At 47.8% G+C, this 23,813-nt stretch carries 23 protein-coding genes and 1 other annotated feature; of the genes, 19 read left to right on the forward strand and 4 right to left on the reverse strand.

Features of this window, described 5'->3' with window-relative positions:
• The first annotated feature begins 97 nt into the window (after positions 1-97).
• From BBI11_RS06220 to leuS, 3 genes are all read left to right on the forward strand, one after another.
• The gene (locus BBI11_RS06220; protein ID WP_068461546.1) at positions 98-784 is read left to right on the forward strand and encodes a CoA transferase subunit A; all 687 of its coding nucleotides are present in this window, start codon (positions 98-100) and stop codon (positions 782-784) included.
• Positions 785-802: 18 nt separating this feature from the next.
• The gene (locus BBI11_RS06225; protein WP_068461547.1) at positions 803-1,456 is read left to right on the forward strand and encodes a 3-oxoacid CoA-transferase subunit B; all 654 of its coding nucleotides are present in this window, start codon (positions 803-805) and stop codon (positions 1,454-1,456) included.
• A 44-nt stretch (positions 1,457-1,500) separates the two neighbouring features.
• Positions 1,501-1,695, forward strand: a binding site (T-box leader).
• A gap of 83 nt (positions 1,696-1,778) precedes the next feature.
• Complete coding sequence (gene leuS / locus BBI11_RS06230) at positions 1,779-4,190, forward strand: leucine--tRNA ligase (protein ID WP_068461550.1); 2,412 nt, start codon at positions 1,779-1,781, stop codon at positions 4,188-4,190.
• A gap of 754 nt (positions 4,191-4,944) precedes the next feature.
• Here the strand turns inward: leuS and BBI11_RS06240 are convergent.
• Entirely contained in the window at positions 4,945-6,231 is a 1,287-nt protein-coding gene (locus BBI11_RS06240) for a BaiN/RdsA family NAD(P)/FAD-dependent oxidoreductase (RefSeq protein ID WP_068461553.1), read from the reverse strand.
• Positions 6,232-6,361: 130 nt separating this feature from the next.
• Here BBI11_RS06240 and BBI11_RS06245 point away from each other — a divergent pair, with 130 nt between their 5' ends.
• Positions 6,362-7,966, forward strand: a complete 1,605-nt coding sequence (locus BBI11_RS06245) for a putative polysaccharide biosynthesis protein (protein WP_068461556.1) — start codon at positions 6,362-6,364, stop codon at positions 7,964-7,966.
• Positions 7,967-7,978: 12 nt separating this feature from the next.
• The gene (locus BBI11_RS06250; RefSeq protein WP_068461558.1) at positions 7,979-8,692 is read left to right on the forward strand and encodes a pseudouridine synthase; all 714 of its coding nucleotides are present in this window, start codon (positions 7,979-7,981) and stop codon (positions 8,690-8,692) included.
• A 27-nt stretch (positions 8,693-8,719) separates the two neighbouring features.
• On the opposite strand, the gene BBI11_RS06255 is transcribed toward BBI11_RS06250, so the two are convergent.
• Positions 8,720-8,941 carry a DeoR family transcriptional regulator gene (locus tag BBI11_RS06255; protein WP_058381140.1) on the reverse strand — a complete coding sequence of 74 codons (222 nt, stop codon included), beginning with the start codon at positions 8,939-8,941 and terminating at the stop codon, positions 8,720-8,722.
• Entirely contained in the window at positions 8,938-9,117 is a 180-nt protein-coding gene (locus tag BBI11_RS16550) for a hypothetical protein (protein ID WP_068461560.1), read from the reverse strand. Before BBI11_RS16550 ends, BBI11_RS06255 begins: the two co-directional genes overlap by 4 nt.
• Positions 9,118-9,244: 127 nt before the next feature.
• Here BBI11_RS16550 and pepV point away from each other — a divergent pair, with 127 nt between their 5' ends.
• The 6 genes from pepV to BBI11_RS06290 all read left to right on the forward strand — a co-directional run bounded on the left by pepV (position 9,245) and on the right by BBI11_RS06290 (position 14,592).
• A complete protein-coding gene (gene pepV / locus BBI11_RS06265; RefSeq protein WP_068461562.1) occupies positions 9,245-10,615 on the forward strand; it encodes a dipeptidase PepV in 1,371 nt (456 codons plus the stop codon).
• A 22-nt stretch (positions 10,616-10,637) separates the two neighbouring features.
• Positions 10,638-11,486 (forward strand): D-amino-acid transaminase, encoded by an 849-nt coding sequence (dat, locus tag BBI11_RS06270; RefSeq protein WP_068461564.1) that lies wholly within the window; start codon positions 10,638-10,640, stop codon positions 11,484-11,486.
• A gap of 88 nt (positions 11,487-11,574) precedes the next feature.
• Positions 11,575-12,111 carry an RNA 2',3'-cyclic phosphodiesterase gene (gene thpR, locus BBI11_RS06275; protein WP_068465632.1) on the forward strand — a complete coding sequence of 179 codons (537 nt, stop codon included), beginning with the start codon at positions 11,575-11,577 and terminating at the stop codon, positions 12,109-12,111.
• 17 nt (positions 12,112-12,128) lie between these two features.
• Positions 12,129-13,040: a diacylglycerol/lipid kinase family protein gene (locus tag BBI11_RS06280; RefSeq protein ID WP_068465634.1), complete on the forward strand. Its 912-nt coding sequence runs from the start codon at positions 12,129-12,131 to the stop codon at positions 13,038-13,040.
• A gap of 21 nt (positions 13,041-13,061) precedes the next feature.
• Positions 13,062-13,709 (forward strand): tRNA (guanosine(46)-N7)-methyltransferase TrmB, encoded by a 648-nt coding sequence (trmB, locus tag BBI11_RS06285; protein ID WP_068461566.1) that lies wholly within the window; start codon positions 13,062-13,064, stop codon positions 13,707-13,709.
• 25 nt (positions 13,710-13,734) lie between these two features.
• Positions 13,735-14,592 carry a YtnP family quorum-quenching lactonase gene (locus BBI11_RS06290; protein ID WP_068461568.1) on the forward strand — a complete coding sequence of 286 codons (858 nt, stop codon included), beginning with the start codon at positions 13,735-13,737 and terminating at the stop codon, positions 14,590-14,592.
• Between the two features lie 34 nt (positions 14,593-14,626).
• Here BBI11_RS06290 and BBI11_RS06295 read toward each other — a convergent pair whose 3' ends face one another.
• Entirely contained in the window at positions 14,627-14,941 is a 315-nt protein-coding gene (locus BBI11_RS06295; RefSeq protein WP_058381133.1) for a PepSY domain-containing protein, read from the reverse strand.
• Between the two features lie 176 nt (positions 14,942-15,117).
• On the opposite strand from BBI11_RS06295, the gene BBI11_RS06300 reads away from it, so the two are divergent.
• The 8 genes from BBI11_RS06300 to murC all read left to right on the forward strand — a co-directional run bounded on the left by BBI11_RS06300 (position 15,118) and on the right by murC (position 23,688).
• Positions 15,118-16,191, forward strand: a complete 1,074-nt coding sequence (locus tag BBI11_RS06300; protein ID WP_068461570.1) for a M42 family metallopeptidase — start codon at positions 15,118-15,120, stop codon at positions 16,189-16,191.
• Between the two features lie 415 nt (positions 16,192-16,606).
• A complete protein-coding gene (locus BBI11_RS06305) occupies positions 16,607-17,116 on the forward strand; it encodes a DUF84 family protein (protein WP_068461571.1) in 510 nt (169 codons plus the stop codon).
• A gap of 123 nt (positions 17,117-17,239) precedes the next feature.
• Positions 17,240-17,758, forward strand: a complete 519-nt coding sequence (locus BBI11_RS06310) for a hypothetical protein (protein ID WP_068461574.1) — start codon at positions 17,240-17,242, stop codon at positions 17,756-17,758.
• Between the two features lie 5 nt (positions 17,759-17,763).
• A complete protein-coding gene (locus BBI11_RS06315; RefSeq protein ID WP_068461576.1) occupies positions 17,764-18,081 on the forward strand; it encodes a thioredoxin family protein in 318 nt (105 codons plus the stop codon).
• Between the two features lie 64 nt (positions 18,082-18,145).
• Positions 18,146-18,961 (forward strand): DUF1444 family protein, encoded by an 816-nt coding sequence (locus BBI11_RS06320; protein WP_068461579.1) that lies wholly within the window; start codon positions 18,146-18,148, stop codon positions 18,959-18,961.
• Positions 18,958-19,566, forward strand: coding sequence for a YtpR family tRNA-binding protein (gene ytpR, locus BBI11_RS06325; protein WP_068461581.1), 609 nt, complete (start codon positions 18,958-18,960; stop codon positions 19,564-19,566). The genes BBI11_RS06320 and ytpR overlap by 4 nt, the downstream gene beginning before the upstream one ends.
• Before the next feature lie 2 nt (positions 19,567-19,568).
• Entirely contained in the window at positions 19,569-22,220 is a 2,652-nt protein-coding gene (locus BBI11_RS06330) for a DNA translocase FtsK (RefSeq protein WP_068461583.1), read from the forward strand.
• 154 nt (positions 22,221-22,374) lie between these two features.
• Positions 22,375-23,688 (forward strand): UDP-N-acetylmuramate--L-alanine ligase, encoded by a 1,314-nt coding sequence (murC, locus tag BBI11_RS06335; protein ID WP_068461585.1) that lies wholly within the window; start codon positions 22,375-22,377, stop codon positions 23,686-23,688.
• Positions 23,689-23,813 lie beyond the last annotated feature (125 nt).

A 23,813-nucleotide genomic window follows, 5' to 3' on the forward strand; every position in this document is an offset into this window, starting at 1 on the left:
TCCTTGTTGCGTTTACAAAGGACTTTTGGTTAAATTGGTAATGGAAGCGTTTTATTGAATTAAAATTCAGTTAATGTTGCAGAGGGGGAAACACGCGATGAAACCGATTTACAATTCTGCCAAAGAGGCAGTCGAACCGATAAAAGACGGCGCCACCATCATGGTCGGAGGATTTGGGCTGGTAGGAATTCCAGAACAGCTAATCCTGGCGCTAGTCGATAAAGGGGTCAAAGACTTGACCGTTATTTCCAATAACTGTGGAGTGGATGAATGGGGACTCGGCTTATTGCTGAAAAACAAACAAATCAAAAAAATGATCGGCTCATATGTCGGTGAAAACAAAGAATTTGAACGCCAAGTGCTGTCTGGCGAAATCGAAGTGGAACTTACGCCACAAGGCACGCTCGCTGAAAAAATGCGTGCAGGCGGCGCGGGCATCCCGGCTTTCTTTACACCGGCTGGCGTCGGCACGACTGTTGCGGAAGGCAAGGAAATCCGCGAATTTGATGGCAAGGAACATGTGCTGGAAATGGCTTTGAAAGCAGATTTTTCACTTGTCCGTGCACATAAGGCTGATAAAATGGGCAATCTTGTTTACAACAAGACGGCACAGAATTTTAACCCGCTAGCAGCGGCAGCCGGAAAAGTGACCATTGCAGAAGTTGAGCATTTAGTGGAAATCGGCGATATTGATCCGAATCAGGTGCAAACACCTAGCATTTATGTGCAAGGCTTGTTCCAAGCAGATCAGGAAAAACGAATCGAGCGTTTGACAACGCGTTAAGAAAGGGTGGGGACAGAAGTGGACAAACAAGCTATCAGAGAACGAATCGCAAAACGGGCAGAAAAAGAAATCAACGATGGAGATTACGTCAACCTAGGCATCGGTATGCCGACCTTGGTCGCAAACTTCATTTCCGACAACAAGCAAGTCGTCTTGCAATCTGAAAACGGTTTGCTTGGCATTGGGCCTTATCCGACCGAAGATCAAGTTGACCCCGATTTGATCAACGCCGGCAAGGAAACGGTTACCACCATCCCAGGCTCCGCCTTTTTCACGAGCGCTGAGTCATTCGCGATGATTCGCGGTGGTCATATCGACGTGGCCATTCTGGGGGGCATGGAAGTCGCAGAGAACGGTGACCTGGCCAACTGGATGATTCCCGGAAAAATGATCAAAGGCATGGGCGGTGCGATGGACCTTGTGCACGGCGCGAAAAAAGTCATTGTTATCATGGATCATGTTTCAAAAGACGGTTCCGCCAAAATCAAGAAGGCGTGTGAATTGCCGCTGACCGGCAAAGCAGTCGTCAATTTGATCATCACGGAACGCGCTGTAATCGAAGTGACGGACACCGGGCTGGTTTTGAAAGAAGTGTTCGAAGGCTTCTCAGTCGATGACGTCGTCGCTGCAACTGATGCTGAACTGAATACAGAAGGCGTCAAAGTACACTGAGCTATTGCATAAAAATGAGCGCTCAGCTAAAATGAAATCAATAGCAAATGGCCGTGAAGAGGAATAGTAGGATGTTTTTGCAGCACAGAGAGCCGGCGGATGGTGCGAGCCGGCCTGCAGGATATCCAAACTCGCCTTGGAGTCTGCGCAATGATTGCGCCGTTTTCCGCGTTAAGGAATCAAGTTGAGCGCTATAGCGCTAATTTGGGTGGTACCGCGGGAAAACTCCCGTCCCTTAGTTTAAGGGGCGGGAGTTTTTATTTTGCTTAAAATTATGTAAGGCATGCGGACATCCGCTTGTATTTAGAGGAGGAAATAGGAAATGTCGTTTAACCACAAGGAAATTGAAAAGAAATGGCAGCGTCACTGGCAGGAAAACAAAACCTTCAAAACCGAAAATACGCCAGGCAAAGAAAAATTCTACGCGCTGGATATGTTCCCGTATCCATCAGGTGCCGGTCTCCACGTAGGGCACCCGGAAGGTTACACGGCGACCGATATTTTGAGCCGCCAAAAACGCATGCAAGGCTACGATGTGCTGCATCCGATGGGTTGGGATGCCTTCGGTTTGCCGGCTGAACAATATGCGCTTGATACAGGAAATGACCCGGCTGAATTTACGGCTAAAAACATCGAGACTTTCAAGCGCCAAATTCAGGAACTTGGCTTCTCGTATGATTGGGACCGTGAAATCAACACGACCGACCCGAACTACTACAAATGGACGCAATGGATTTTTATCCAACTTTACAATAAAGGCTTGGCGTATGTTGATGAAGTAGCGGTCAACTGGTGCCCGGCACTTGGTACAGTGCTCGCCAACGAAGAAGTGGTCGACGGCGTTTCTGAACGCGGAGGCCATCCGGTCGAACGCCGCCCGATGCGCCAATGGGTGCTGCGTATTACGGAATACGCAGACCGTTTGTTGGAAGATTTGAACGAACTCGACTGGCCGGAAAGCTTGAAAGACATGCAGCGCAACTGGATCGGCAAATCCGAAGGGGCTGAGCTTGAATTCAAGATCGACGGCACAGGGCTTTCTTTCCGTGCTTTCACGACTCGCCCGGATACAATTTTCGGCGCAACATATGCAGTACTTGCCCCAGAACATAAATTGGTCGGAGAAATCACGACATCCGAACAAAGTGAAGCGGTAGCTGAATATATCGACAAAGTGAAAACGAAAAGCGATTTGGAACGTACCGATCTGGCAAAAGACAAGACGGGCGTCTTCACAGGTGCTTATGCGGTCAATCCGGCAAGCGGCGAGAAGATGCCGATCTGGATCGCTGATTACGTCCTCGCAACTTATGGAACTGGTGCCATCATGGCGGTTCCGGCACATGATGAGCGCGATTACGAATTCGCCAAACAATTCGAATTGCCGATCGTTGAAGTCGTCTCAGGCGGCAACATCGACGAAGAAGCATACGCTGGTGACGGCGAACTCGTCAATTCTGGATTCCTTAACGGCTTGAACAAAACCGAAGCGATCGGAAAAGCGATCGACTGGCTCGAGACGGAAGGCGTCGGCGAGAAGAAAATCACGTACCGCCTGCGCGATTGGCTGTTCAGCCGCCAGCGTTATTGGGGAGAGCCAATTCCAATCATCCACTGGGAAGACGGCACAATGTCACCGGTCGACGATGCGGATCTGCCACTCGAACTTCCGGTCACGACAGACATCAAACCGAGCGGAACTGGCGAATCGCCGCTTGCCAATATCGAAGAGTGGGTCAACGTGACGCATCCTGAAACGGGCATGAAAGGCCGCCGCGAAACAAACACAATGCCGCAATGGGCCGGCAGCTGCTGGTATTATTTGCGCTTTATCGATCCGACCAACGACGAAGCGATTGCGGATCCAGAATTATTGAAACGCTGGCTTCCGGTTGATGTCTATATCGGTGGTGCAGAACACGCCGTCCTTCATTTATTGTACGCGCGTTTCTGGCACAAAGTGCTGTACGACCTTGGCGTCGTGCCGACGAAAGAACCGTTCCAGAAATTATTCAACCAAGGAATGATCCTCGGCGAAGGCAACGAGAAAATGTCGAAATCCAAAGGCAATGTCGTCAACCCGGACCAAATCATCGAAAGCCACGGGGCGGATACACTGCGCATGTACGAAATGTTCATGGGGCCGCTTGAAGCGTCGATCGCCTGGTCAACAAACGGACTCGACGGATCCCGCCGTTTCCTTGATCGCGTCTGGCGTTTGCTGGTCGAAGATGGAACGATCTCAAACAAAGTCGTTAAACAAAACGACGGCAAATTAGAGAAAGTTTATCACCAAACCGTCAAAAAAGTGACAGAAGACTTTGATGGCCTACGTTTCAACACAGCTATTTCCCAAATGATGGTTTTCATCAACGAAGCGTATAAAGCGGAGAACTTGCCGAAAGAATACGTCGAAGGCTTTGTGAAGTTGCTATCGCCGATTGCGCCGCATTTGGCTGAAGAGCTGTGGAACAAACTTGGACATAGCGAGACGGTAACGTATGAAGCATGGCCTGAGTTTGATGAGTCGAAACTGGTCGACGATGAAGTCGAAATCGTCGTCCAAGTGAACGGCAAAGTGAGAAGCAAGCTGACTGTCGCAAAAGACAGCACGAAAGAACAACTGGAAGAAGCGGCACTCGCCGACGAGCACGTCCAAAAGGCGGCTGAAGGCAAACAAGTACGCAAAGTCATCGCCATTCCAGGGAAATTGGTTAATATCGTTGTAGGATAAATAATGAAAGCCGCCAGGGAAATTTCTCTGGCGGCTTTTTGTGATACTAAATTAGAGAATTAAATAGTTTCTGTTATTCGACGGCACTCCAATGGCTGCTTGGGGCTCGCAGGATGCGAGTCATGCAGTTGATGCGACAGAAAGATAAATGAAGTGAATAGAATAGCTTCCGCAATTCGACTGCGTTTCAGGGGGCTGCTTGCCGTGGGGCGGGTGTTGAGCCAACGTGTCGCAAAGTGCGCGACACGTTTGTCTCGCCAGCCCGCGCGGTCCCACAGGCGTCAGCCTCCTTCCACTCCGTCTCTAGTTTTAGAGCGGGAGATCTTTTTTCGACTTTAATTAATGAGCCTTGTAGAAATGCATCATATTTTGCAACTTGTTTCATGCTGAAAAACATGTCGCTGGTTACCCCACACTAAATGCAACAACATGCTGTTCGACCGCTTCTTGGGAAGCGATTTCCCCACTAGCCGGCAACTACCTAAAGAAGTAGATCTGCTTAAACAGTCTTCACACAACGAAATCGCTCAGCCGCCGAGCGCCAAGGGTGAGCCGACGCAGGAAGACAGGTGGTCTTCCTGGCTTCCTGCAAGAGGCCAATCCAAAGCAAGGTGGCGAATACAAAGAAGAAACTTACTTCAATGTTCAGTAACATCTTTACAAGAAAACTCCCGCTATCTTTGATTCTGTCTACTTTAAGAAGTGAGTTCTCATTTGCCCTTTCAATTTCATTCCAAAGAAAAAAGCCCATTGCTTAAGCAATGGGGCTTTCGGTTTGATAAGAAGCAGCGAACTCGGCTGCGTTTTTTCCTGCAACGTGTCCGGTGACAAGGGCGGATGTGATATTATAGCCGCCGGTGTAGCCGTGGATGTCGAGGATTTCGCCGCAGAAGAACAAGCCGGGCTTTTTCTTCGAATGCATCGTCTTCGGCTCGATCTCCTTGATCGACACGCCGCCGCCCGTAACAAAGGCTTTCTCAATCGGCTGTGTGCCGGAAACGGTCATCGTGAATGCCGTCATCTCACTAGCGAGTGAACGAACTTTATCCGCCGGCAATTCAGCGCCGGTTAATTGCGGGTCGATGCCTGCACGGTCCAACAAGAACAACAGCCAGCGTTCCTGCGCCAAGCTTTTCCAAACATTCTTCAACGCTTTTTTCGGTTCTTCTTTCATCAGCTTGTTTAGGAGCTGGAAAGCCGATTCTGCGTTGTCATTCGGCATGGAATTAATGCGCACAGTGACCGCTTGGCCGCCGTTTTTCTTCATTTCCTTCACAACGTACTGGCTACAGCGCAAGATGGCTGGGCCGCTCAAGCCGAAATGGGTAAATAGCATATCCATCTGGTGGGTGACGAGTGCTTTGTTTTTCTTGTTCAAAACCGTGACGGCGACATCGCGAAGCGCGAGTCCTTGAAGATCGCGTGATTTGATGAACGGTTCAGTAGACAATAACGGAACTTCCGTTGGGTAGAGATCGGTGACGGTGTGTCCCGCTTTTTCCGCCCACGGATAGCCGTCACCGGTCGATCCGGTTTGCGGCACCGCTTTGCCGCCGACTGCGACAACGACTGCGTGCGATTCGAATTCCTCGCCAGAGTGCAGGCGGATGCCGGTCACTTTATCGTCGTTCATCAATAAGCTTTTGACGGGGGAATCAAGTTTGCGTTCAACGCCAAGCCGGTCCATCTCGCCAAACATCGCATCCGCCACGTCTTGTGCACGGTTGGATACCGGGAACATGCGGCCGTGATCTTCTTCTTTTAGCTCGACACCGAGGTTCTCGAAAAACTCGATAATGTCTTCATTATTGAAGACGGAGAACGGGCTGTACATGAAACGCCCGTTGCCGGGAATGTGGCGGACGATTTCTTCTAACGGCAGGCGGTTCGTCACGTTGCAGCGACCGCCACCGGAGATGATTAATTTTTTTCCTAGCTTTTTGCCTTTTTCGACGAGCAGCACGCGCTTGCCGTTTGATGCGGCAGCGATGGAAGCCATCAAGCCGGAAGGGCCTCCGCCGATGATGATGATGTCATACATATAGTAAAAACTCACTTTCGTTTTTCTTTTCAGTATACACGATGAGTCAAAACACGTTGAGTAATTTTGTCTATAGGTGTAAACTATCGTGTAGATTGCTTTTTATTTTGAACAAGTCAGGGAGTGCAAAATGTCCTCATTAATTAAAGGTACCGCCATTTTAACATTAGGTTTATTTCTGTCGAAAGTGCTCGGCGTCATTTATATCATCCCATTCTACAGCATGGTGGGAGAGGATAATATCGGGCTTTACCAGTATGCCTACATTCCGTATAACTTGATGTTGGCACTGGCGATTTCCGGTGCGCCGATCGCGTTCTCCAAATTCACGGCCAAATACAATTCACTCGGTGATTATGAAACCGGGAGGAGATTATTGCGTTCAGGCTTATTGACGATGATGGTTACAGGATTCGTGTCGTTCTTGGCACTGTATCTATTGGCAGAACCGCTTGCTCGTATTACCATCTCAGACGATGAGCCTATCTACTCGGTAGGCGATATTGCAGATGCCATCCGCTGGGTCAGCTTCGCGTTGATCGTGGTGCCGTTCATGAGTCTGTGGCGCGGCTTTTTCCAAGGCTATAATTACATGATGCCGACCGCCGTGTCGCAATTGATCGAACAGATCGTCCGCATCATCTTCTTGCTCGGCGGTGCGTTCGCAGTCATTTACATATTCGACGGCACGCCAAAAACCGCCATTCAGTTTGCGGTATTGTCCGCTGCTATTGGTGCACTGGGCGGGCTCGTCACTTTGTATTATTTCTGGCGCAAAAAGAAACCGGAGTACAATCATTTGCTGTCGACGTCTGTGGAATCTTACGATGTCCGCTTGCGCGATATGTACCGGGAGATCCTGTTATATGCCGTGCCGGTCATTTTCCTTGGCATCGCCAACCCTTTGTTCCAGTTTGTCGATTTGATGACCTTTAATCGGGCCATGGCAGCTGGCAATAATATCATGGAAACGGATTTACTCGGGATTTTGAATTTGACTGCCCATAAACTGGTAATGATCCCAGTCATGCTCGCGACAGGCTTCTCGATGGCGCTCATTCCGCTCATCACGAAGCATTTCACGCGCAATGAGCACTTGCAAGTAACGAAAACATTGGATCAGTCGTTCCAGTTGATCTTATTCTTGACCTTGCCTGCAGTCATCGGCATGACGATGCTGTCGGATGAACTGTACCATGTCTTTTATCAAGTGAGCGACATCGGTTCGGAGATCTTGGCACATTATTTGCCGGTCGCGATTCTATTCGCTGCATTCCCCGTCACCGCTTCCATTTTGCAGGGAATCAATAAACAAAAATGGATTATTATCAACTTAGTAATTGGGCTTGGCTTGAAGGGCTTGTTGAATACGCCGCTCGTCATGTGGTTCGAAACGGATGGCGCAATCGCTGCGACGATCATTGGTTATGTGGTTGCCATCACGATGAATATGATCATTATTTCAAGAACAATGAATTACCGCTCGAAAATGGTATTCCGCCGTATTTTACTGATCCTCATCTTGAATGCTGTTATGGCGCTTGCGGTATATTTTGCGATGAACGGTCTGGATTACTTGATCGGCATGGACAATAAATTCTTGTCGATGATCCGCATTATCTTGATCGGTGGGGTAGGCGCGATTGTTTACGGATACCTCAGCTTGAAGACAGGGCTTGCCCAGAAGCTGCTCGGCGCGAGAATTACACGCATTACAAGACGCTTCGGCTTCTAGGAGGAAACAACTATGAGAATCGATAAACTATTATCGAATTCAGGATTTGGCTCACGAAAAGAAGTGAAAATCTTGCTGAAATCGAAAGATGTGGAAGTCAACGGCGAAACGGTGCGTGATCCTAAATTTCACGTAGATGAAAAACAAGACCAAGTGTCTGTCGGGGGCGAATCGGTGATTTACCGGGAATTCATCTACTTGATGATGAACAAACCGCCAGGCGTCATTTCCGCGACAGAAGACCGCTTCGATGAAACCGTCATCGACCTTCTGACACCAGAGGAACAGCGCTTTGAACCGTTTCCGGTTGGGCGACTCGATAAAGATACGGAAGGGCTGTTGCTAATCACTAACGATGGCAAATTGTCCCACGAGCTGTTGTCGCCGAAAAAGCATGTCGACAAAACTTATTATGCGAAAATCGATAGCCCGGTGACAGAGGAAGATGCAGTGGCATTCCAGCGAGGTGTCGTGCTCGATGATGGGTATGAGACGAAGCCTGCAAAGCTGCGCATTTTACGCAGCGGACAAGAATCCGAAATCGAATTGACCATCACTGAAGGCAAGTTTCACCAAGTCAAGCGCATGTTCGAAAGCGTCGGCAAACAAGTGGTGTTTCTAAAGCGTTTGTCGATGGGTCCGCTATCGCTTGATGAATCGCTTGCTAGCGGAGAATACCGCGAATTGAGCGAAGTAGAATTAACCACATTAAAACAAAGAAAATGACCGCCTAGGCGGTCATTTTCTTTGTTTTCAGGATGTCATCTTGACTTTTTTCTCCGTCGTTGTCCATTTGCCCCGAACCGGGCTTTTGATCAGTTCGTTAAAGGCCAACACATTCAAATCTCTTTGAATGGTGCGAGGAGTGATGCCGAATTCATCGACCAGATCCTGTGTGGTCACAGTCCCGTTCTCGAGAATGTACTTGTACATGTCTTTGATTCGAATGAGCATGCGGTCAGTTGTGGGTTTCATAAGTTAAGAACCACTCCTTCATCTTTAGTACCAATGGCAAAGACTAGCGGACGCGTGAGTGTGGTGTATACAGCAATTAAGGAATAATAGCGGTAGACAGCTCCTTTTTTTAGAAAATCCGTCAATTTGACTTGTCTGACAATTTGATTATAGCGGAAAAACGTTTCGAATTCCATGATTTCGGGTTTTCTTTACGGGAACTTAATATGCATGAAATAGAAAGTTTCTGCAGAAAAAAGCCAGCTGTTCTTTAAATTATTTGAAAAAGGTGTACAATAGCCATAACAAAAAGGAGTGTGAGGCATGGATTGGCAGCAGGAAGCAGAGCGGCGTAAAGAAGAATTGCTCAGTGAATTGCAGGAGTTGATCGCAATTCCGAGCGTATTAAGCGAAGATGGAAATCCTGACGCTCCTTACGGAAAAGAAGTGAGAAAAGCGCTGGATTGGTTTTTGGAAAAAGGAGACCGTGCAGGATTCCAAGTGAAAAACGTCGATAATGTGGCGGGGCATTTGGAAACTGGCGAGGGGACAGGACTTCTCGGGATCCTTGGCCATGTAGATGTCGTTCCGGCTGGAGACGGCTGGACAAAAGATCCGTTCGGCGGTGAAATCGCAGACGGCAAACTATTCGGCCGCGGCGCTATTGATGACAAAGGGCCGACAATCGCTGCATGGATGGCGCTGAAAATGGTCAAGGATGCAGGATACGATTTCAAGCGCCGTGTCCGTTTGATTATTGGTACAGACGAGGAAAGCGGATTCCGCTGTGTGGAGCGGTATTTCCAGACGGAAGAAATGCCGGATATCGGTTTTGCTCCCGATGCGGATTTTCCGATCATCAATGCGGAAAAAGGCATTGCCGACATCAAGTATTCATTGGCTTCAGGAGATGCCGGCGAGTTGCTGGAGTTCACTTCAGGGGAACGAACCAATATGGTGCCGGACCGAGCAGTGGCAAGAGTGGGGCTATCATTCGATGAAATCGATTTGGCATTCCGTGAATTTTGCGGAGCGGAAGACGTTTCAGGTGATTGCCAGCAGCAAGCTAATGGCACCGTTTTGACCCTGTACGGAAAATCAGCCCATGCCATGGAGCCGGATGCCGGCGTCAATGCCGGGATTTTGCTCGCGAAGTTTTTGCAGGATAAAGTGACGCAAGACGGAGCGGCATTCACCCGCTTTATCGCCCAATATTTCAGCGGCGATTCTAGGGGCAGAAAGCTTGGGCTTGACTATACAGATGAGGCATCTGGAGATACGACTTTCAATGCCAGTATCATACGCTACAAGGCAGGAGAGCGAGCTGATGTACGCGTCAGCATGCGTTATTCGGTCAGTTGCCCATTCGATGAATTGATGATGGCTGGCCATGAATTAGAAGGTGTTAGGGTAGATATAGTATCCAATTCGATGCCGCACCATGTAGATGCAAATGATCCATTTATCAAAACGCTACAGCAGTCATACGAAAAACAAACCGGTGAACACGCAGACTTATTGGCGATCGGTGGCGGCACATATGCCCGCGTGCTCGATAAAGGAGTTGCTTTTGGCATGTTGTTTCCTGGAGAACCGGATGTTGCGCATCAAGCCGATGAATTCGTTGATATCGACAATTTAGTAAAAGCTACAGCCATCTATGCAGAAGCCATCTATCAATTGGCTTGCAAATAACGACAGGAAAGAAGGAATGGCAATGGAATGGATTTTGTTCAATGGGGAAACGGTAAAAGAACAGGATGTAGAGATTTCAAAAGAAGATCGCGGCTATCAGTTCGGAGACGGCATCTATGAAGTGATTCGCGTGTACGAAGGAGATTTATTTACGGCAACCGAACACATCGATCGCTTTTATGACAGTGCAGAAAAAATTCGCATTACGGTTCCTTATACCAAAGATGTGTTCCATAAAATGCTCTACGACTTGGTGGAGTTGAATCAAATCGATAACGGTCAAGTATACGTACAAATCACACGTGGGGCGGCTCCGCGCAATCATCAGTTCCCGGCAAATGCAGAGCCGGTTGTTGTCGGTTACACGAAATCGGTCGAACGCCCGGTGGAAGCTATGGAAAACGGAGTGAAGGCGTTGCTGCTCGAAGACATGCGCTGGTTGCGCTGTGATATCAAGAGCTTGAACTTGCTTGGTAATGTGCTCGCGAAACAGCAGGCTTCTGAAGAAGGCTATTTCGAAGCGATTCTTCACCGTGGCGATACCGTAACGGAAGGCTCGTCATCGAATATGTATGGACTCAAGGATGGCATTCTCTATACTCATCCAGCAACCAATTTGATTTTAAACGGCATCACAAGACGGGTCATCTTCGAACTTTGTGAAGAGCTTGGCATTGATGTGGTGGAAACGGCGTTCACGAAACAGCAAGCACTTGAGATGGATGAATTCTTCATGTCTTCTACAACATCTGAGGTGATGCCGGTGATCGAGATTTCCGGACAACAAATTGCGGATGGCACACCTGGCGAGATAACGCGCAAACTGCAAAAAGCATTTGAAGCGCGGATTAAATTGGGTGTCATTTCCTGATTCTTGCATTTATTATACGATCCCGGGACCGGCAAAGAGCCGGTCCTTTTTTCATGTTTGTCAGTTATAATGAAGTGAGGTGATGACCATGAGCACGCATTATTTTATTGGTATCCGTATTCCACAGCAAATTGCACAACAAATTGGCCAAGCGAGAGATTCCTGGAATTTGTCTACGCATAAGCGCCTGACACCACCGGGCGATATGCATATTACTTTGGTATTTATCGGCGAAGACCGTTTCGGGGAATTACAGGAAATTGCCGAGCGGCTCGGAAAAATTGCCAAAGCGTCGTTTCGCTTACAACTCGCTGGCGTCAAGACATTCGGCAATCCGGAAACCCCGCGTATCGTCTATGCAGCGCTGGCTGATAGCACTGAGCTGATGAATCTTCAACAAGCTGTCGTGCAACAATTAGAGACATTGCAGCTTTCGACAGACCCAAAACCGTTTGTCCCGCATATTACGCTCGCCAGCCGCTGGAAGGGCGGAAGTCTTCCAGCGAGCTGGGGGCTCGAAGCAATGGAGTTTTTGGTCGATTCGTTCTCATTATTCGAAATTCATCCGCAAGAAACCCCTCGTTACAAGGAAATTCAAACTTATTCATTGAGAGGCGACGCTTGAGCGTCCGGCAAATTTATATGAAAATTATCTTTGTTATTAACCCGCAAGCTGGAAATGGCGCGGCACTCATGAAATGGCACAAGTTTGCCAAAACGATCGATTTTCCACATGAAGCATTCATCACACGATCCTCCGGGCATGCCTTTCAATTGGTCAGCCAGTTGACAACACAGCCGGACAAAAGCCTAGTGATAGGTTTTGGTGGAGAAGGCACGATGCGAGAAATTGCCGCGGCGGCAGCCGGTGCAGGGCATTTAATTATCGCTTCGGTGCCTGCAGGATCGGGCAATGATTTCGCCAGGACGTTCAGCTGCTTCTCCGATACACAGGAAATCCAGCGATACATAGACAGCCCAGCTGAATTAGCGACCGACATCGGCCAAGTGACGGGCACAACGGAGCAGCTATTTGCTAGCAGTTCAGGAATCGGCTTTGATGCGGCTGTTGCACAAGCGGTCAATCATTCACGCATGAAACGATGGCTGAATAAAGTCGGGCTTGGCAAACTGGCCTATTTGATTTTTGTCATAAAGACCTTGTTTACATTCGAGAAATTTCAACTGACGGTCGAAGCAAATGAAGCGGTTCACCATTTTGATGATGTGTGGCTCGCCACCGTCAGCAATCAACCGTATTTCGGTGGAGGGATGAAAATATCGCCTTGCTCGTCTGTCCATGATGGCCTGCTTGAATTGACGGTCGTCCACGGCTTGCCGAGATTGAAACTGCTGGCTGTTTTTGGTACGGTATTTAGCGGAAGCCATACGAAATTCTCGGAAGTCGTGCAGTTCAGCGAAGAGCGTTTTGTACTCGTCGTGGACCGCTCAGTGCCGCGTCATGTGGACGGCGATGAGGCAGCAATGGCGTCTGTAAAAGAAGAACTTGAGTTTCGCGTATCCGCCAAACATTGGCAACAAGCAAAATTATAACCAGAAAGAGGATGTCTATACATGAGAGCAAGATACAAACCATGGGCTGCAGAATTGATCGAGGCCCATCCGGAAATCGTCATTCCGAATCCGGAAACACTGAAAGGCAAGTGGCACGAGGAGTTCGGCAATGACCATCCGATCCATATCGAAGCCGGAAGCGGAAAAGGCCGTTTCATTACGGGAATGGCACAAGCCAATCCGGATATCAATTATATTGGTATTGAGTTGTTCGAAAGCGTTATTGTGACAGCTCTTCAAGGGGCGCTCGAGCCAGAAGACGGCATCCCAAACTTGCGCCTCTTGCAAGTGAATGCGCAAGAGCTTGAAACTTTTTTTGAAGCGAGCGAAATCGGTCGCGTTTACTTGAACTTTTCGGATCCTTGGCCAAAAACCCGTCACGCGAAACGCCGTTTGACGCACGAGAGTTTCCTGAAACTGTATGAACGCGTTTTGCCAGAAGGTGGCGAAATTCATTTTAAGACTGATAATCGAGGGCTTTTTGAATATTCACTCACAAGTATTTCCGAATATGGTATGTTATTGAAGGATGTATCGTTAGATCTTCATGCCAACGAACCAGAATGGAATATCATGACAGAATATGAAGAGAAGTTTTTGAAAAAAGGGCAGCCGATTTACCGGCTGGAGGCGAAATTCCAAGCGTAACATCAACTCATAAGGGGGAGTTTGTATGCAGAAATTTCAATTTCACGATATGGAGTTAACTTGGCTTGATGGGGGAACGACGTGGCTCGACGGGGGCACGATGTTCGGTGTCGTTCCGAAAGTAGTATGGTCAAAACGCTATCCTGTAAACGGGCACAATCAAATCGAATTGCCAACGCATCCGATTTTGGTGCAATTTGAGGGACGTAATATTCTCGTAGACAGCGGCCTTGGCAACGGCAAATTGAGCGAGCGCCAAAAGCGCAATTTGGGCGTTTCCTCGGAATCGCGTGTAGAAGAAGAGCTAGAAGAACTAGGCTTGTCTGCAGGCGATATTGACACTGTCTTAATGACACATCTTCACGGCGATCATGCGGCTGGCTTGACGAAGAAACAAGGCGAAGCGTATGTGTCGGCGTTCCCGAATGCAAAAATTTATGTATCGGCAGTGGAATGGGAAGAAATGCAAAACCCGAATATCCGCTCACGCAATACGTATTGGAAAGAAAACTGGGAGCCGATTATCGGCCAGGTCGAAACCTTTACTGACGAAATGACCATTTTCGATGCGATCACTATGATCCATACGGGTGGGCATTCAAACGGCCATAGCGTCATTAAATTTGAGCAAAACGGAGAAACGATTCTCCACATGGGTGACATTATGCCGACCCATGCGCACCAAAACCCGCTTTGGGTATTGGCGTTTGACGATTATCCGATGGACTCCATCTATGCAAAAGACAAGCTGATGAAAGAAGCCTTGCCGGGCAATTTCTACTTCAGTTTCTATCACGATGCCTTTTACCGCCTGATCAAATGGACTGAGGACGGGAAAGAAGTCGTTGATGCTTTGGAACGTAAAGAAAAGGTATTTGAATAAAAAAATGCCCTGCGGTTATATCGCAGGGCATTTTTTATGATTTGGTGACTTCGAGGACAGCGCCTGTATAAGCGTCGGCCAAAAACTCATATTGCTCAAGTTCATCGTCCCGGTGGCGTGTGATGCCGCCTTTGTAGACCTCAGTCTTGACCGCATGTTGGTTGTAAGGCTCAGTTTTCATAAAGATCCATGAACCATCGATCGGGCCTTCCTCTTTAAAAGACTGTTTAACTTTTTTCAACACATCATCAGCTGGATAAAGCGTTTGTTTGTTTTCGTAAACTTCCTTTGCGATATAAGCTGCGGCAGCGCCGGCAGCAAATCCAATGAGCAAATCACGATTTTTCATGAAAACCCCTCCTTTGCATTCTGGCTAAATTGTACCATAAAGAAGAAAAATGCACGTGAAGAACGATAAGGACTCCAAATATTTCGTTAATCGAACTACCTGAACTGGCATTCAGTGTGAAAAACCTCTAAACTGATTAAGGATACAGTTACTCATTCGATCAAGGGGGAAACAAAATGAACCAGGATACACGAGCAATGTTTAAAACTTTAACGGAACTTCCGGGAGCGCCAGGCAATGAACACGCCGTGCGCAAATTCATGCGCAGCGAGCTTGAAAAATATTCGGATGAACTTATACAGGATAATCTCGGCAGCGTATTTGGCGTCAAGAAAGGTCCACAAGACAGCCCTCGTGTCATGGTAGCCGGGCATATGGACGAAGTTGGCTTCATGGTAACGCAAATCACCGATAACGGCATGCTGCGCTTCCAGCCACTAGGTGGTTGGTGGAATCAAGTCATGTTGGCCATGCGCGTGGATGTCATTACAAGCGACCGAACCATTCCAGGCGTCGTCGGGTCGATCCCGCCACATTTGTTAGATGAGGCGACTCGCCAAAAGCCGATGGATATTAAAAATATGCTGATTGATATTGGTGCAGACGATAAAGAAGATGCACTGTCGATGGGGATCCGCCCTGGACAGCAAATCATCCCGTTCAGTCCGTTCACTCCGATGGCCAATGACAAGAAAATCATGGCAAAATCCTGGGATAACCGCTACGGCTGTGGATTATCGATTGAATTATTGAAAGAACTGCAAGGAGAATCCTTGCCCAACCAATTGTTCTCCGGTGCAACGGTTATGGAAGAAGTCGGGCTGCGCGGTGCACAAACAGCAGCGAACCTAATCCAGCCAGACATTTTCTTTGCGTTAGACGCAAGTCCGGCAAACGATGCGACAGGCGATAAGAATGAATTCGGCCAGCTCGGCCAAGGTGCGCTTTTGCGAATTCTTGACCGCACAATGGTTACGCATCGCGGCATGCGTGAATTCATTTTGGATACAGCCGAAACGCACAACATCCCATACCAGTACTTTGTCTCTCAAGGCGGTACAGATGCAGGGAAGGTCCACATCGCTAACGAAGGGATCCCGAGTTCTGTTATCGGCATTTGCTCTCGCTATATCCATACCTCGGCGTCGGTCATCCACACCGACGATTATGCAGCAGCGAAAGAGCTGCTCGTCAAACTGGTCAAAGCAACGGACCAATCAACAATGGACACGATCAAACAAAACGTCTAATAAAAAGCGGCCCCCGGGCCGCTTTTTATCCAGAGTGTTGAAGAAGTCCATAGTTCGCTATCAATTATGAAAGAGAGAACCTTTTTCTATATCCAACATTCAATAACCTCTCTAAGTATTTGGAGAAGTGTTCGCTCGTAAACCCTTCTGCTTAATAATGCTGCGCATTACTTTCGCAAAGATAATGTCTCCCGTAGGTCGACCTTATCTTTCCAGTGGATCAGCGAGACGACCGAGACCCCGCAAGACGCGAAGCGGCTGAGGAGGCTTGGGCGCGAGCCCGTGGAAAGCGAGCGATAAACTTCGGAAAATACGACTTTTAACTTTCTCGATAACCTGAATAAAAAGCGGCCCCCGGGCCGCTTTTTATCTGGCTACAAATAAACATTCAACACGATGAAAAGGAGAGAAAAACATGAAAATAGGCGTCGCCTCGACCAATCCGGCGAAAACCGGGGCTGTCTCATCAGCTCTTGAGCAATTAGGCATTCAAGCCGAGCTTATCGAACAAGCAGCAGAATCAGGCGTTTCGGCACAACCTTTTTCGATTGAAGAAACAAGAACTGGTGCAATCAACCGAGCGCATCAAGTTCTTGCAGATTTTGACGCAGCCATCGGGTTGGAAGGTGGAGTTTTTGAACTTGATGGGCAATTGTATTTATGCAATTGGGGAGCACTCGTCACGTCAGATGGTACGGTATATATAGCGGGGGGTGCGCAAGTGCCTTTGCCTGTGGAAATTGAAAAGCCGTTGCGTGCTGGGGAAGAGCTAGGTCCCGTGATGGATCGCTACGCGCAAGAAACCGGCATTCGCCATCACAAAGGCGCCATTGGCATTCTGACGGCTGGCAAGCTCAACAGGGTCGAGTTATTTTCTCAAATCGTTGTCTTATTGTTTGGGCAGTGGCAAGCAAACAGCGATTAAGTTGCATGTGCTACTAAACATCTTTAAAATATAGCTAGAAAAGAAATGCTTAAACAAGTATGCCTATTTCCCGGAACGATTTTGGTAATGGGAAGCAAATGGAGAAAATGAGGGGGAAACGCTGTGCGTCGATTGGGTTTGCAAACAATATTGTGTTCATCAGTTTTGATCCTCGCTGGCTGCGTCAGCCCAGAGGACGACCTGGCAGAAGGCGTATCAACTGTCAGAGCGGTATTTGAACAGGAGGCGCCGGAGCCGAATGAGGCAGCCGGCGACACGGAGTTGTATGTACCTGGTGGCTATGAAGTGGAACAGCCTTCAGATGATCACAATGTATTGATCACCCGCGGCAGCCAAGCGTTTGCGTTGTCCCTCAATCCAAACGAAGCACCAGACAGCACGTTCTTCTATGATCTGCAAAAAGCGAATCCGGAAGAGACCTGGCTTACAGATGAGAAATTCAGCCAGCATGGCCGTTTTGGGTTCGTCACAGTCCGGGCTATTGCAGAAGACCGCTACGAATTGGTCGTCAGTTCTGGAGGCGCCAAACTATCAACGATTACAGAGCAAGCAGCGCTTCAAAGCCAAATGGAATGGATGATGAAAACGACCCGATCCATCGAAGCCGCTCAAGAGGAGTGAACCACATGGAAAAATTAAAATCTGCCGAACAATTCACGAACTTGGCGAACGCAGAAGACGTCATTTTCATGTTTACAGCAGGATGGTGCCCGGATTGCCGGGTGATCGATCCCATCATGCCTGAAATCGAAAAGAAATTCTCCGACTATACGTTTATCTCGGTCGACCGGGATGAGTTCATCGATCTATGCATCGAAAAAGATATTTATGGAATTCCAAGTTTTCTTGGATTCCGTGGCGGCGAGGAGCAAGGGCGCTTTGTCAGCCGTGACCGTAAAACACAGGGGGAAATTGAATCGTTTATCTCCAACCTGTCGAAATAAAAGGGAAAACGGTTCTCCTGTGTACAGGATGAACCGTTTGTTTGTGAAAAGGAGGAAAATAGGAATGAAATCCGCCGAGTTATTTACTATACTGAAAGAGCGGGTTGCAAATGACCAGTTGACCTGGACATTGGACCGCCAAAAAGATATCGCGAATGTTAGACATAAAAAGCTAGGGAAAGGCATGACCATTTCCTTGCCGCAAGTGATCAACCGTTTTGAAACGAAAGGTGACGCAGCGATCGAAGAAATCACCTATACCATTTCAGAAACTTTCAATGCGATGGAACGTGAGTCAGTCGGGGAATTGCCGGGCGAACAACATATTTATCCGGTCATCCGCTCGACATCCTTCCCTGAAGAATCCCGTGAAGGCCATCGTTTCCTGACATCCCCACATACAGCGGAGACACGGGTTTATTATGCACTCGATGCCGGGACGACGTATCGCCTGATCGATGAAAAGGTTTTGGAGACCCTGGGGATGACAAGCGAACAAGTCCAGGAAATCGCTAAATTCCAAGTGAAGAAGTTGAAGACGGCGGTCAAAGAAGACCACGTCGCAGGAAATGTCTTCTACTTCCTGAATGAAAACGATGGCTATGATGCCACGCGCATCTTGAACGAATCATTTCTGAAAGACATGAAAAAGAAAGTCCAAGGGGATATGACTGTATCGGTCCCCCATCAAGACGTCTTGATCATCGGGGATATCCGAAACGAAGCCGGATATGATGTGCTAGCCCAAATGGCGATGCATTTCTTCACGAATGGCAAAGTACCGATTACGTCCTTGTCGTTCGTCTATGAAAACGAGGCGCTTGAACCGATATTCATCTTAGCGAAAAACAGACCCGAGAAGGAGAACGATAAAAAATGAATGCATTCTATAATAAACAAGGCGTCGGCGATGTGCTGCTCGTCCAATTAATGTTGGAAAAACCAGAAAAAATCCATACGGAACAATTTGGAGATGTGACTTTGATCAAAAATGAACAGCAAGAGATTGCCGGGTTCAATTTGTTCCAAGCAAGCGATTATGTGGATCTTCCAGAAGGACAGCCTGTAGAAGTGACTGAGTCGGTAGTGACTGCACTTCAAAATGCATTGGAGAAAAACGGTGTCTCCCATACGCTAGAAGTCGATTTGACACCTAAATTTGTGGTCGGCTATGTTGAGTCGAAAGACAAGCATCCGAATGCTGACAAATTGAATGTGTGCCAAGTAGCGGTTGGTGAAGAAACCTTGCAAATTGTTTGTGGCGCGCCAAATGTCGAGGCTGGCCAAAAAGTAGTCGTTGCCAAAGTAGGAGCAGTCATGCCTTCAGGTATGGTCATCCGTGATGCGGAACTGCGCGGCATCGCTTCTAGCGGCATGATTTGCTCAGCGAAAGAATTGGCCTTGCCGGATGCACCGGCTGAAAAGGGAATTTTGGTATTGTCGGAAGATGCACAAACAGGATCTCCATTTGAAATGAAGGTGTAACGATGAGCTGGATGAAAAATATGTGGAATAAAATGTTCACAGAAGAGACGGAAACTGAAGAAAAGCCATTGGCCCGTAACGACCAAGCGCCATATGCTGAACCGGAAAAGCAGGAAAGTAAACCTGCCCCATTCCGGTTTCCGCTTATTTCTGACGATGAAGCAAAAGGCTTGCCTATGGACAACCGTAAACCCGAACGTCGGGAAGAAAAGCCACGTTTTGACGGAACACCAAAAGAGGCTGAAGAAAAAACATATGAACTGGATGCCTTAGAACCAAGTGGCAAATTGCCAAAACCCAACGCAGGACGTAATAAGAAAAAACGGCCTCATGTGCCGAAAACAGCTGAACCGCAAGGCCTTGACCTTCCGGGCAACACGACGCGGCGCTTCCAGCCAACGCGTGTAGCTTCGCCTGTCCACGGCTTCACAGACCGCCCGACACCAATTGATGAATTATTGGAACAGGAAGCGAAAAAGAGGGCAGAACTAGAACGCAAAAATGACTGGTCCCAACGCAGCTTGCAGGAACTGTACAAAAAAAGCGATGACCGCTTACCGCAAGTTAAAAAGTCTGAAACTAGCACGCAAACGACGGTCAATAAGCCAAAAGAACATGAAGAGCATACGCTAGAAACTTCAGCTGTCGATGAAAAAACAAACGTAAACGAAGAAGCGGGAGATAGCCAGGCAACGGAAAAAAAGCCTGAACCTCATTACGAATGGGCAGACCGCAGCTTACAGGACTTATTGCCGAAAAATCAAAAACCCGTAAGCCAGCCGGAAAAAACAGATGAGACAGTTTACGAAACAGCAGACTCAAAACCTGAATCATTGGAAAATCTAACGGTCGGCAATGTCGAGAAAACGGATAATACTTTCACCCAAGAGGTCAAACAAAGCAACGTGTCGGTAACTTCTGGGCTGCCTGAAGCCGAGGCGCTGTCAGAAACAACAGTGGAAACGGATACAAAAGTAGAATTAGAAACAGAAACAGAGATGGCCGAGCTGGAAGCAAGCGAGAAAGAACTGGTACATAGCCCGGAGCCGAAAACGGTATTGCCGCAGGCGAAATCTCCAAGCAAAGGCAAAAAAGAACGGACAGTGCCATTTAATGTGTTAATGCTGAAGTCTGATAAAGAACGGTTGCCAAAGCAACCGCTAGCTACGGCAGCGGAAAAAAAAACGGCATTAATAGAGAAAACGGCAACTAAAACGGCAAATCCTGACGGGCTAAGCCATTCCGGCTATCAATTGCCAGGCCAAGAGTATCTTTTGAAGCCTGAAAACGATTTGAAAGATGAAACTTGGATGGAAGAACAGGGCCAGCGCCTAATCGAAGCTTTATCCCATTTTCAGATCAAGGCGGAAATTGTCGATACTGTACAAGGACCGGCAGTCACCCGTTTTGAATTGCGTGTTGCCCAAGGAATCAAAGTGAGCAAAATTCGCAATCTAGCTGATGACTTAAAGCTGGCGCTCGCTGCGCGGGATATCCGCATACAAGCACCGATTCCGGGGAAAAGCTCGATCGGCATCGAGATCCCGAACCGCCAAAGCCGTGCTGTACGCTTATCGGAAGTAATCGGAAGCCCCAATTTTAAGGCCTCAGACTCACCGCTAGAAGCTGCACTTGGGCTCGACCTTGCGGGAAATCCGGTGACGCTTGATTTGCGGAAGATGCCGCACGGCTTGATCGCAGGAGCTACAGGCTCAGGCAAAAGTGTTTGCATCAATTCGCTGCTCGTCAGCCTACTTTACCAATCATCACCGCGCGACTTGAAAATGCTGCTGATTGATCCGAAAATGGTCGAACTGGCTCCTTATAACCATATTCCACACTTGGTCAGTCCAGTCATCACTGACGTTAAGGCTGCTACAGCTTCATTGAAGTGGGCAGTGGAAGAAATGGAACGCCGTTACCAGCTGTTTGCGCACACAGGGGTCCGTGATTTGGATCGTTACAATAAAATGGTTCATGAAAAGGGACAGCCGGCACAGCATCTACCATATATCCTGATCGTCATAGACGAACTGGCTGACTTGATGATGATGTCACCATCGGATGTAGAAGATTCTATTTGCCGCATTGCACAAAAAGCACGTGCTTGCGGAATCCATTTAGTTATCGCTACCCAGCGTCCGTCGGTGGATGTTATTACTGGATTGATCAAGTCCAATATTCCAACGCGTATTGCTTTCTCGGTATCGTCTCAAGTCGACAGCCGGACAATCCTGGATACTCAAGGGGCAGAACGGCTTCTTGGACGCGGAGATATGCTTTACTTAGGAAATGGCATGGCTGCACCTAGCCGCTTGCAAGGAACGTTTGTAACAGATGATGAAATCGAAAAAGTCATCAATCATGTCCGTGCACAAGGTCAACCGGAGTATATCTTCAAAGAAGAGGAATTAATGCAGCGCAGCCAGTCTCCTTCTGAGCAAGATGATTTGTTTGAAGAAGCCTGCCGTTTCATCATGTCACAAGGAAGCGCCTCGACTTCCTTGCTGCAGCGGAAATTCCATATTGGTTATAACCGAGCAGCGCGCTTGATGGACCTGATCGAAGAATATGGTTTCATTTCAGAACAGAACGGCAGTAAAGCAAGAACGGTGCTAATTACGGAAAGCGATATTGAAGAAGTGTTCCGTTAAACCTAGCTGTCTCTGAAATTACAGGAATTATTGATTATTTCAGTGCCTCCCCACTTTGTGATATAATCGGAGCATTGTGAAAAACCACTCGGCTATTGATTCCGCACAGGCGGTTTGACTAGACTAATTTTCCACTCCCACAGGAGGTTCATTTATGACAGTATTACATTTTACGGGCATTAAAGGCTCGGGCATGAGCGCGCTCGCCCAAATCATGCACGATATGGGCGAATCGGTGCAAGGCTCTGATATCGCGCAACATTTCTTCACAGAAGAACGGCTGCGCGAAAGAGGCATTACGATTTTGCCTTTCGATCCCGAAAATATTTCGAAAGAGATGACGATTATTGCGGGGAATGCGTTTAACGACGAGCATCCAGAGCTGGTCAAAGCCCGTGAAAGCGGAGCGACTATCATTAGATATCATCAATTCCTTGGCGACTTGATGAAGCAATACGTCTCAGTTGCCATTACAGGAGCACATGGTAAAACTTCGACGACCGGATTGATGGCACATGTTCTAAACGGCTATAAACCCGTCTCATATCTGATTGGAGACGGTACAGGCTCAGGGCAGGAAGAATCCCATTTCTTCGTGGCAGAGGCGTGTGAATACCGCCGTCATTTCCTGGCGTATCACCCGGACTATGCCATCATGACCAATATCGATTTTGACCACCCTGATTATTTCGGGAGCGTTGATGATGTTTTCAAAGCGTTCCAAGAAATGGCGCAACAAGTGAAAAAATGCATTATCGCTTGTGGAGATGATGAATACCTTCAGCAAATTCAAGCGCCAGTGCCTGTTGTCTACTATGGCTTCGGCGAAGAAAATGATTTCCAAGCACGCAATATCGTCAAATCGACAGAAGGAACAACATTTGACGTAGTCATCCGCAATGAGTTTTTCCATACTTTCACTATTCCGATGTACGGGGATCATGCTGTTCAGAATGCCTTGGCAGTTATTTCACTGTGCCAATATGAAAGCATTCCGGCAGATATTATTCAAGGCCAATTTCTCAGCTACGAAGGAGTTAAACGCCGCTTTACGGAAACTATTATTGATGATCGCGTACTAATTGACGATTACGCACATCACCCGACAGAAATTCGCGCGACTTTGCAATCGGCAAGCCAGAAATATCCGGATCGCGAACTGATTGCGATTTTCCAACCGCATACTTTCAGCCGTACCCAGACATTCCTTCAGGAGTTTGCTGATTGTCTGCAAGAAGCAGACCATGTCTATTTATGCGATATTTTTGGTTCTGCGAGAGAAGAAGCGGGCACATTGACGATTCGGGACCTTCAAGAGAAAATTGACAGCAGCCAGCTATTGTCACTAGAAGATGTTGAGAAGCTAACGAAACATAATAATGCAGTATATCTTTTCATGGGAGCTGGAGATGTAACGAAATTTCAGCAAGCGTATGAAGAAGTTTTAACAACGCCTAAAAAAGCCTAACCATCACGTATGGTTAGGCTTTTCCTTTGAATACGACAAGAAATAAGAAAAAAATTACGGATAGGGAAGGGCATTTAAAAGCTTTTGCCGAATAATATTAGAGGCGTGTTTAAACCCATATAGGG

It is taken from the genome of Planococcus maritimus, from assembly GCF_001687625.2.
In the GTDB taxonomy this organism is placed as follows: Bacteria; Bacillota; Bacilli; order Bacillales_A; family Planococcaceae; genus Planococcus; species Planococcus maritimus.

Excerpts from the sequence above, each read along its gene's own strand:
- BBI11_RS06220 (WP_068461546.1), top strand. The coding sequence starts at position 98 with ATGAAACCGATTTACAATTCTGCCAAAGAGGCAGTCGAACCGATAAAA.
- leuS (WP_068461550.1), top strand. The coding sequence starts at position 1,779 with ATGTCGTTTAACCACAAGGAAATTGAAAAGAAATGGCAGCGTCACTGG.
- BBI11_RS06240 (WP_068461553.1), bottom strand. The coding sequence starts at position 6,231 with ATGTATGACATCATCATCATCGGCGGAGGCCCTTCCGGCTTGATGGCT.
- BBI11_RS06245 (WP_068461556.1), top strand. The coding sequence starts at position 6,362 with ATGTCCTCATTAATTAAAGGTACCGCCATTTTAACATTAGGTTTATTT.
- BBI11_RS06250 (WP_068461558.1), top strand. The coding sequence starts at position 7,979 with ATGAGAATCGATAAACTATTATCGAATTCAGGATTTGGCTCACGAAAA.
- BBI11_RS06255 (WP_058381140.1), bottom strand. The coding sequence starts at position 8,941 with ATGAAACCCACAACTGACCGCATGCTCATTCGAATCAAAGACATGTAC.
- BBI11_RS16550 (WP_068461560.1), bottom strand. The coding sequence starts at position 9,117 with ATGGAATTCGAAACGTTTTTCCGCTATAATCAAATTGTCAGACAAGTC.
- pepV (WP_068461562.1), top strand. The coding sequence starts at position 9,245 with ATGGATTGGCAGCAGGAAGCAGAGCGGCGTAAAGAAGAATTGCTCAGT.
- dat (WP_068461564.1), top strand. The coding sequence starts at position 10,638 with ATGGAATGGATTTTGTTCAATGGGGAAACGGTAAAAGAACAGGATGTA.
- thpR (WP_068465632.1), top strand. The coding sequence starts at position 11,575 with ATGAGCACGCATTATTTTATTGGTATCCGTATTCCACAGCAAATTGCA.
- BBI11_RS06280 (WP_068465634.1), top strand. The coding sequence starts at position 12,129 with ATGAAAATTATCTTTGTTATTAACCCGCAAGCTGGAAATGGCGCGGCA.
- trmB (WP_068461566.1), top strand. The coding sequence starts at position 13,062 with ATGAGAGCAAGATACAAACCATGGGCTGCAGAATTGATCGAGGCCCAT.
- BBI11_RS06290 (WP_068461568.1), top strand. The coding sequence starts at position 13,735 with ATGCAGAAATTTCAATTTCACGATATGGAGTTAACTTGGCTTGATGGG.
- BBI11_RS06295 (WP_058381133.1), bottom strand. The coding sequence starts at position 14,941 with ATGAAAAATCGTGATTTGCTCATTGGATTTGCTGCCGGCGCTGCCGCA.
- BBI11_RS06300 (WP_068461570.1), top strand. The coding sequence starts at position 15,118 with ATGAACCAGGATACACGAGCAATGTTTAAAACTTTAACGGAACTTCCG.
- BBI11_RS06305 (WP_068461571.1), top strand. The coding sequence starts at position 16,607 with ATGAAAATAGGCGTCGCCTCGACCAATCCGGCGAAAACCGGGGCTGTC.
- BBI11_RS06315 (WP_068461576.1), top strand. The coding sequence starts at position 17,764 with ATGGAAAAATTAAAATCTGCCGAACAATTCACGAACTTGGCGAACGCA.
- BBI11_RS06320 (WP_068461579.1), top strand. The coding sequence starts at position 18,146 with ATGAAATCCGCCGAGTTATTTACTATACTGAAAGAGCGGGTTGCAAAT.
- ytpR (WP_068461581.1), top strand. The coding sequence starts at position 18,958 with ATGAATGCATTCTATAATAAACAAGGCGTCGGCGATGTGCTGCTCGTC.
- BBI11_RS06330 (WP_068461583.1), top strand. The coding sequence starts at position 19,569 with ATGAGCTGGATGAAAAATATGTGGAATAAAATGTTCACAGAAGAGACG.
- murC (WP_068461585.1), top strand. The coding sequence starts at position 22,375 with ATGACAGTATTACATTTTACGGGCATTAAAGGCTCGGGCATGAGCGCG.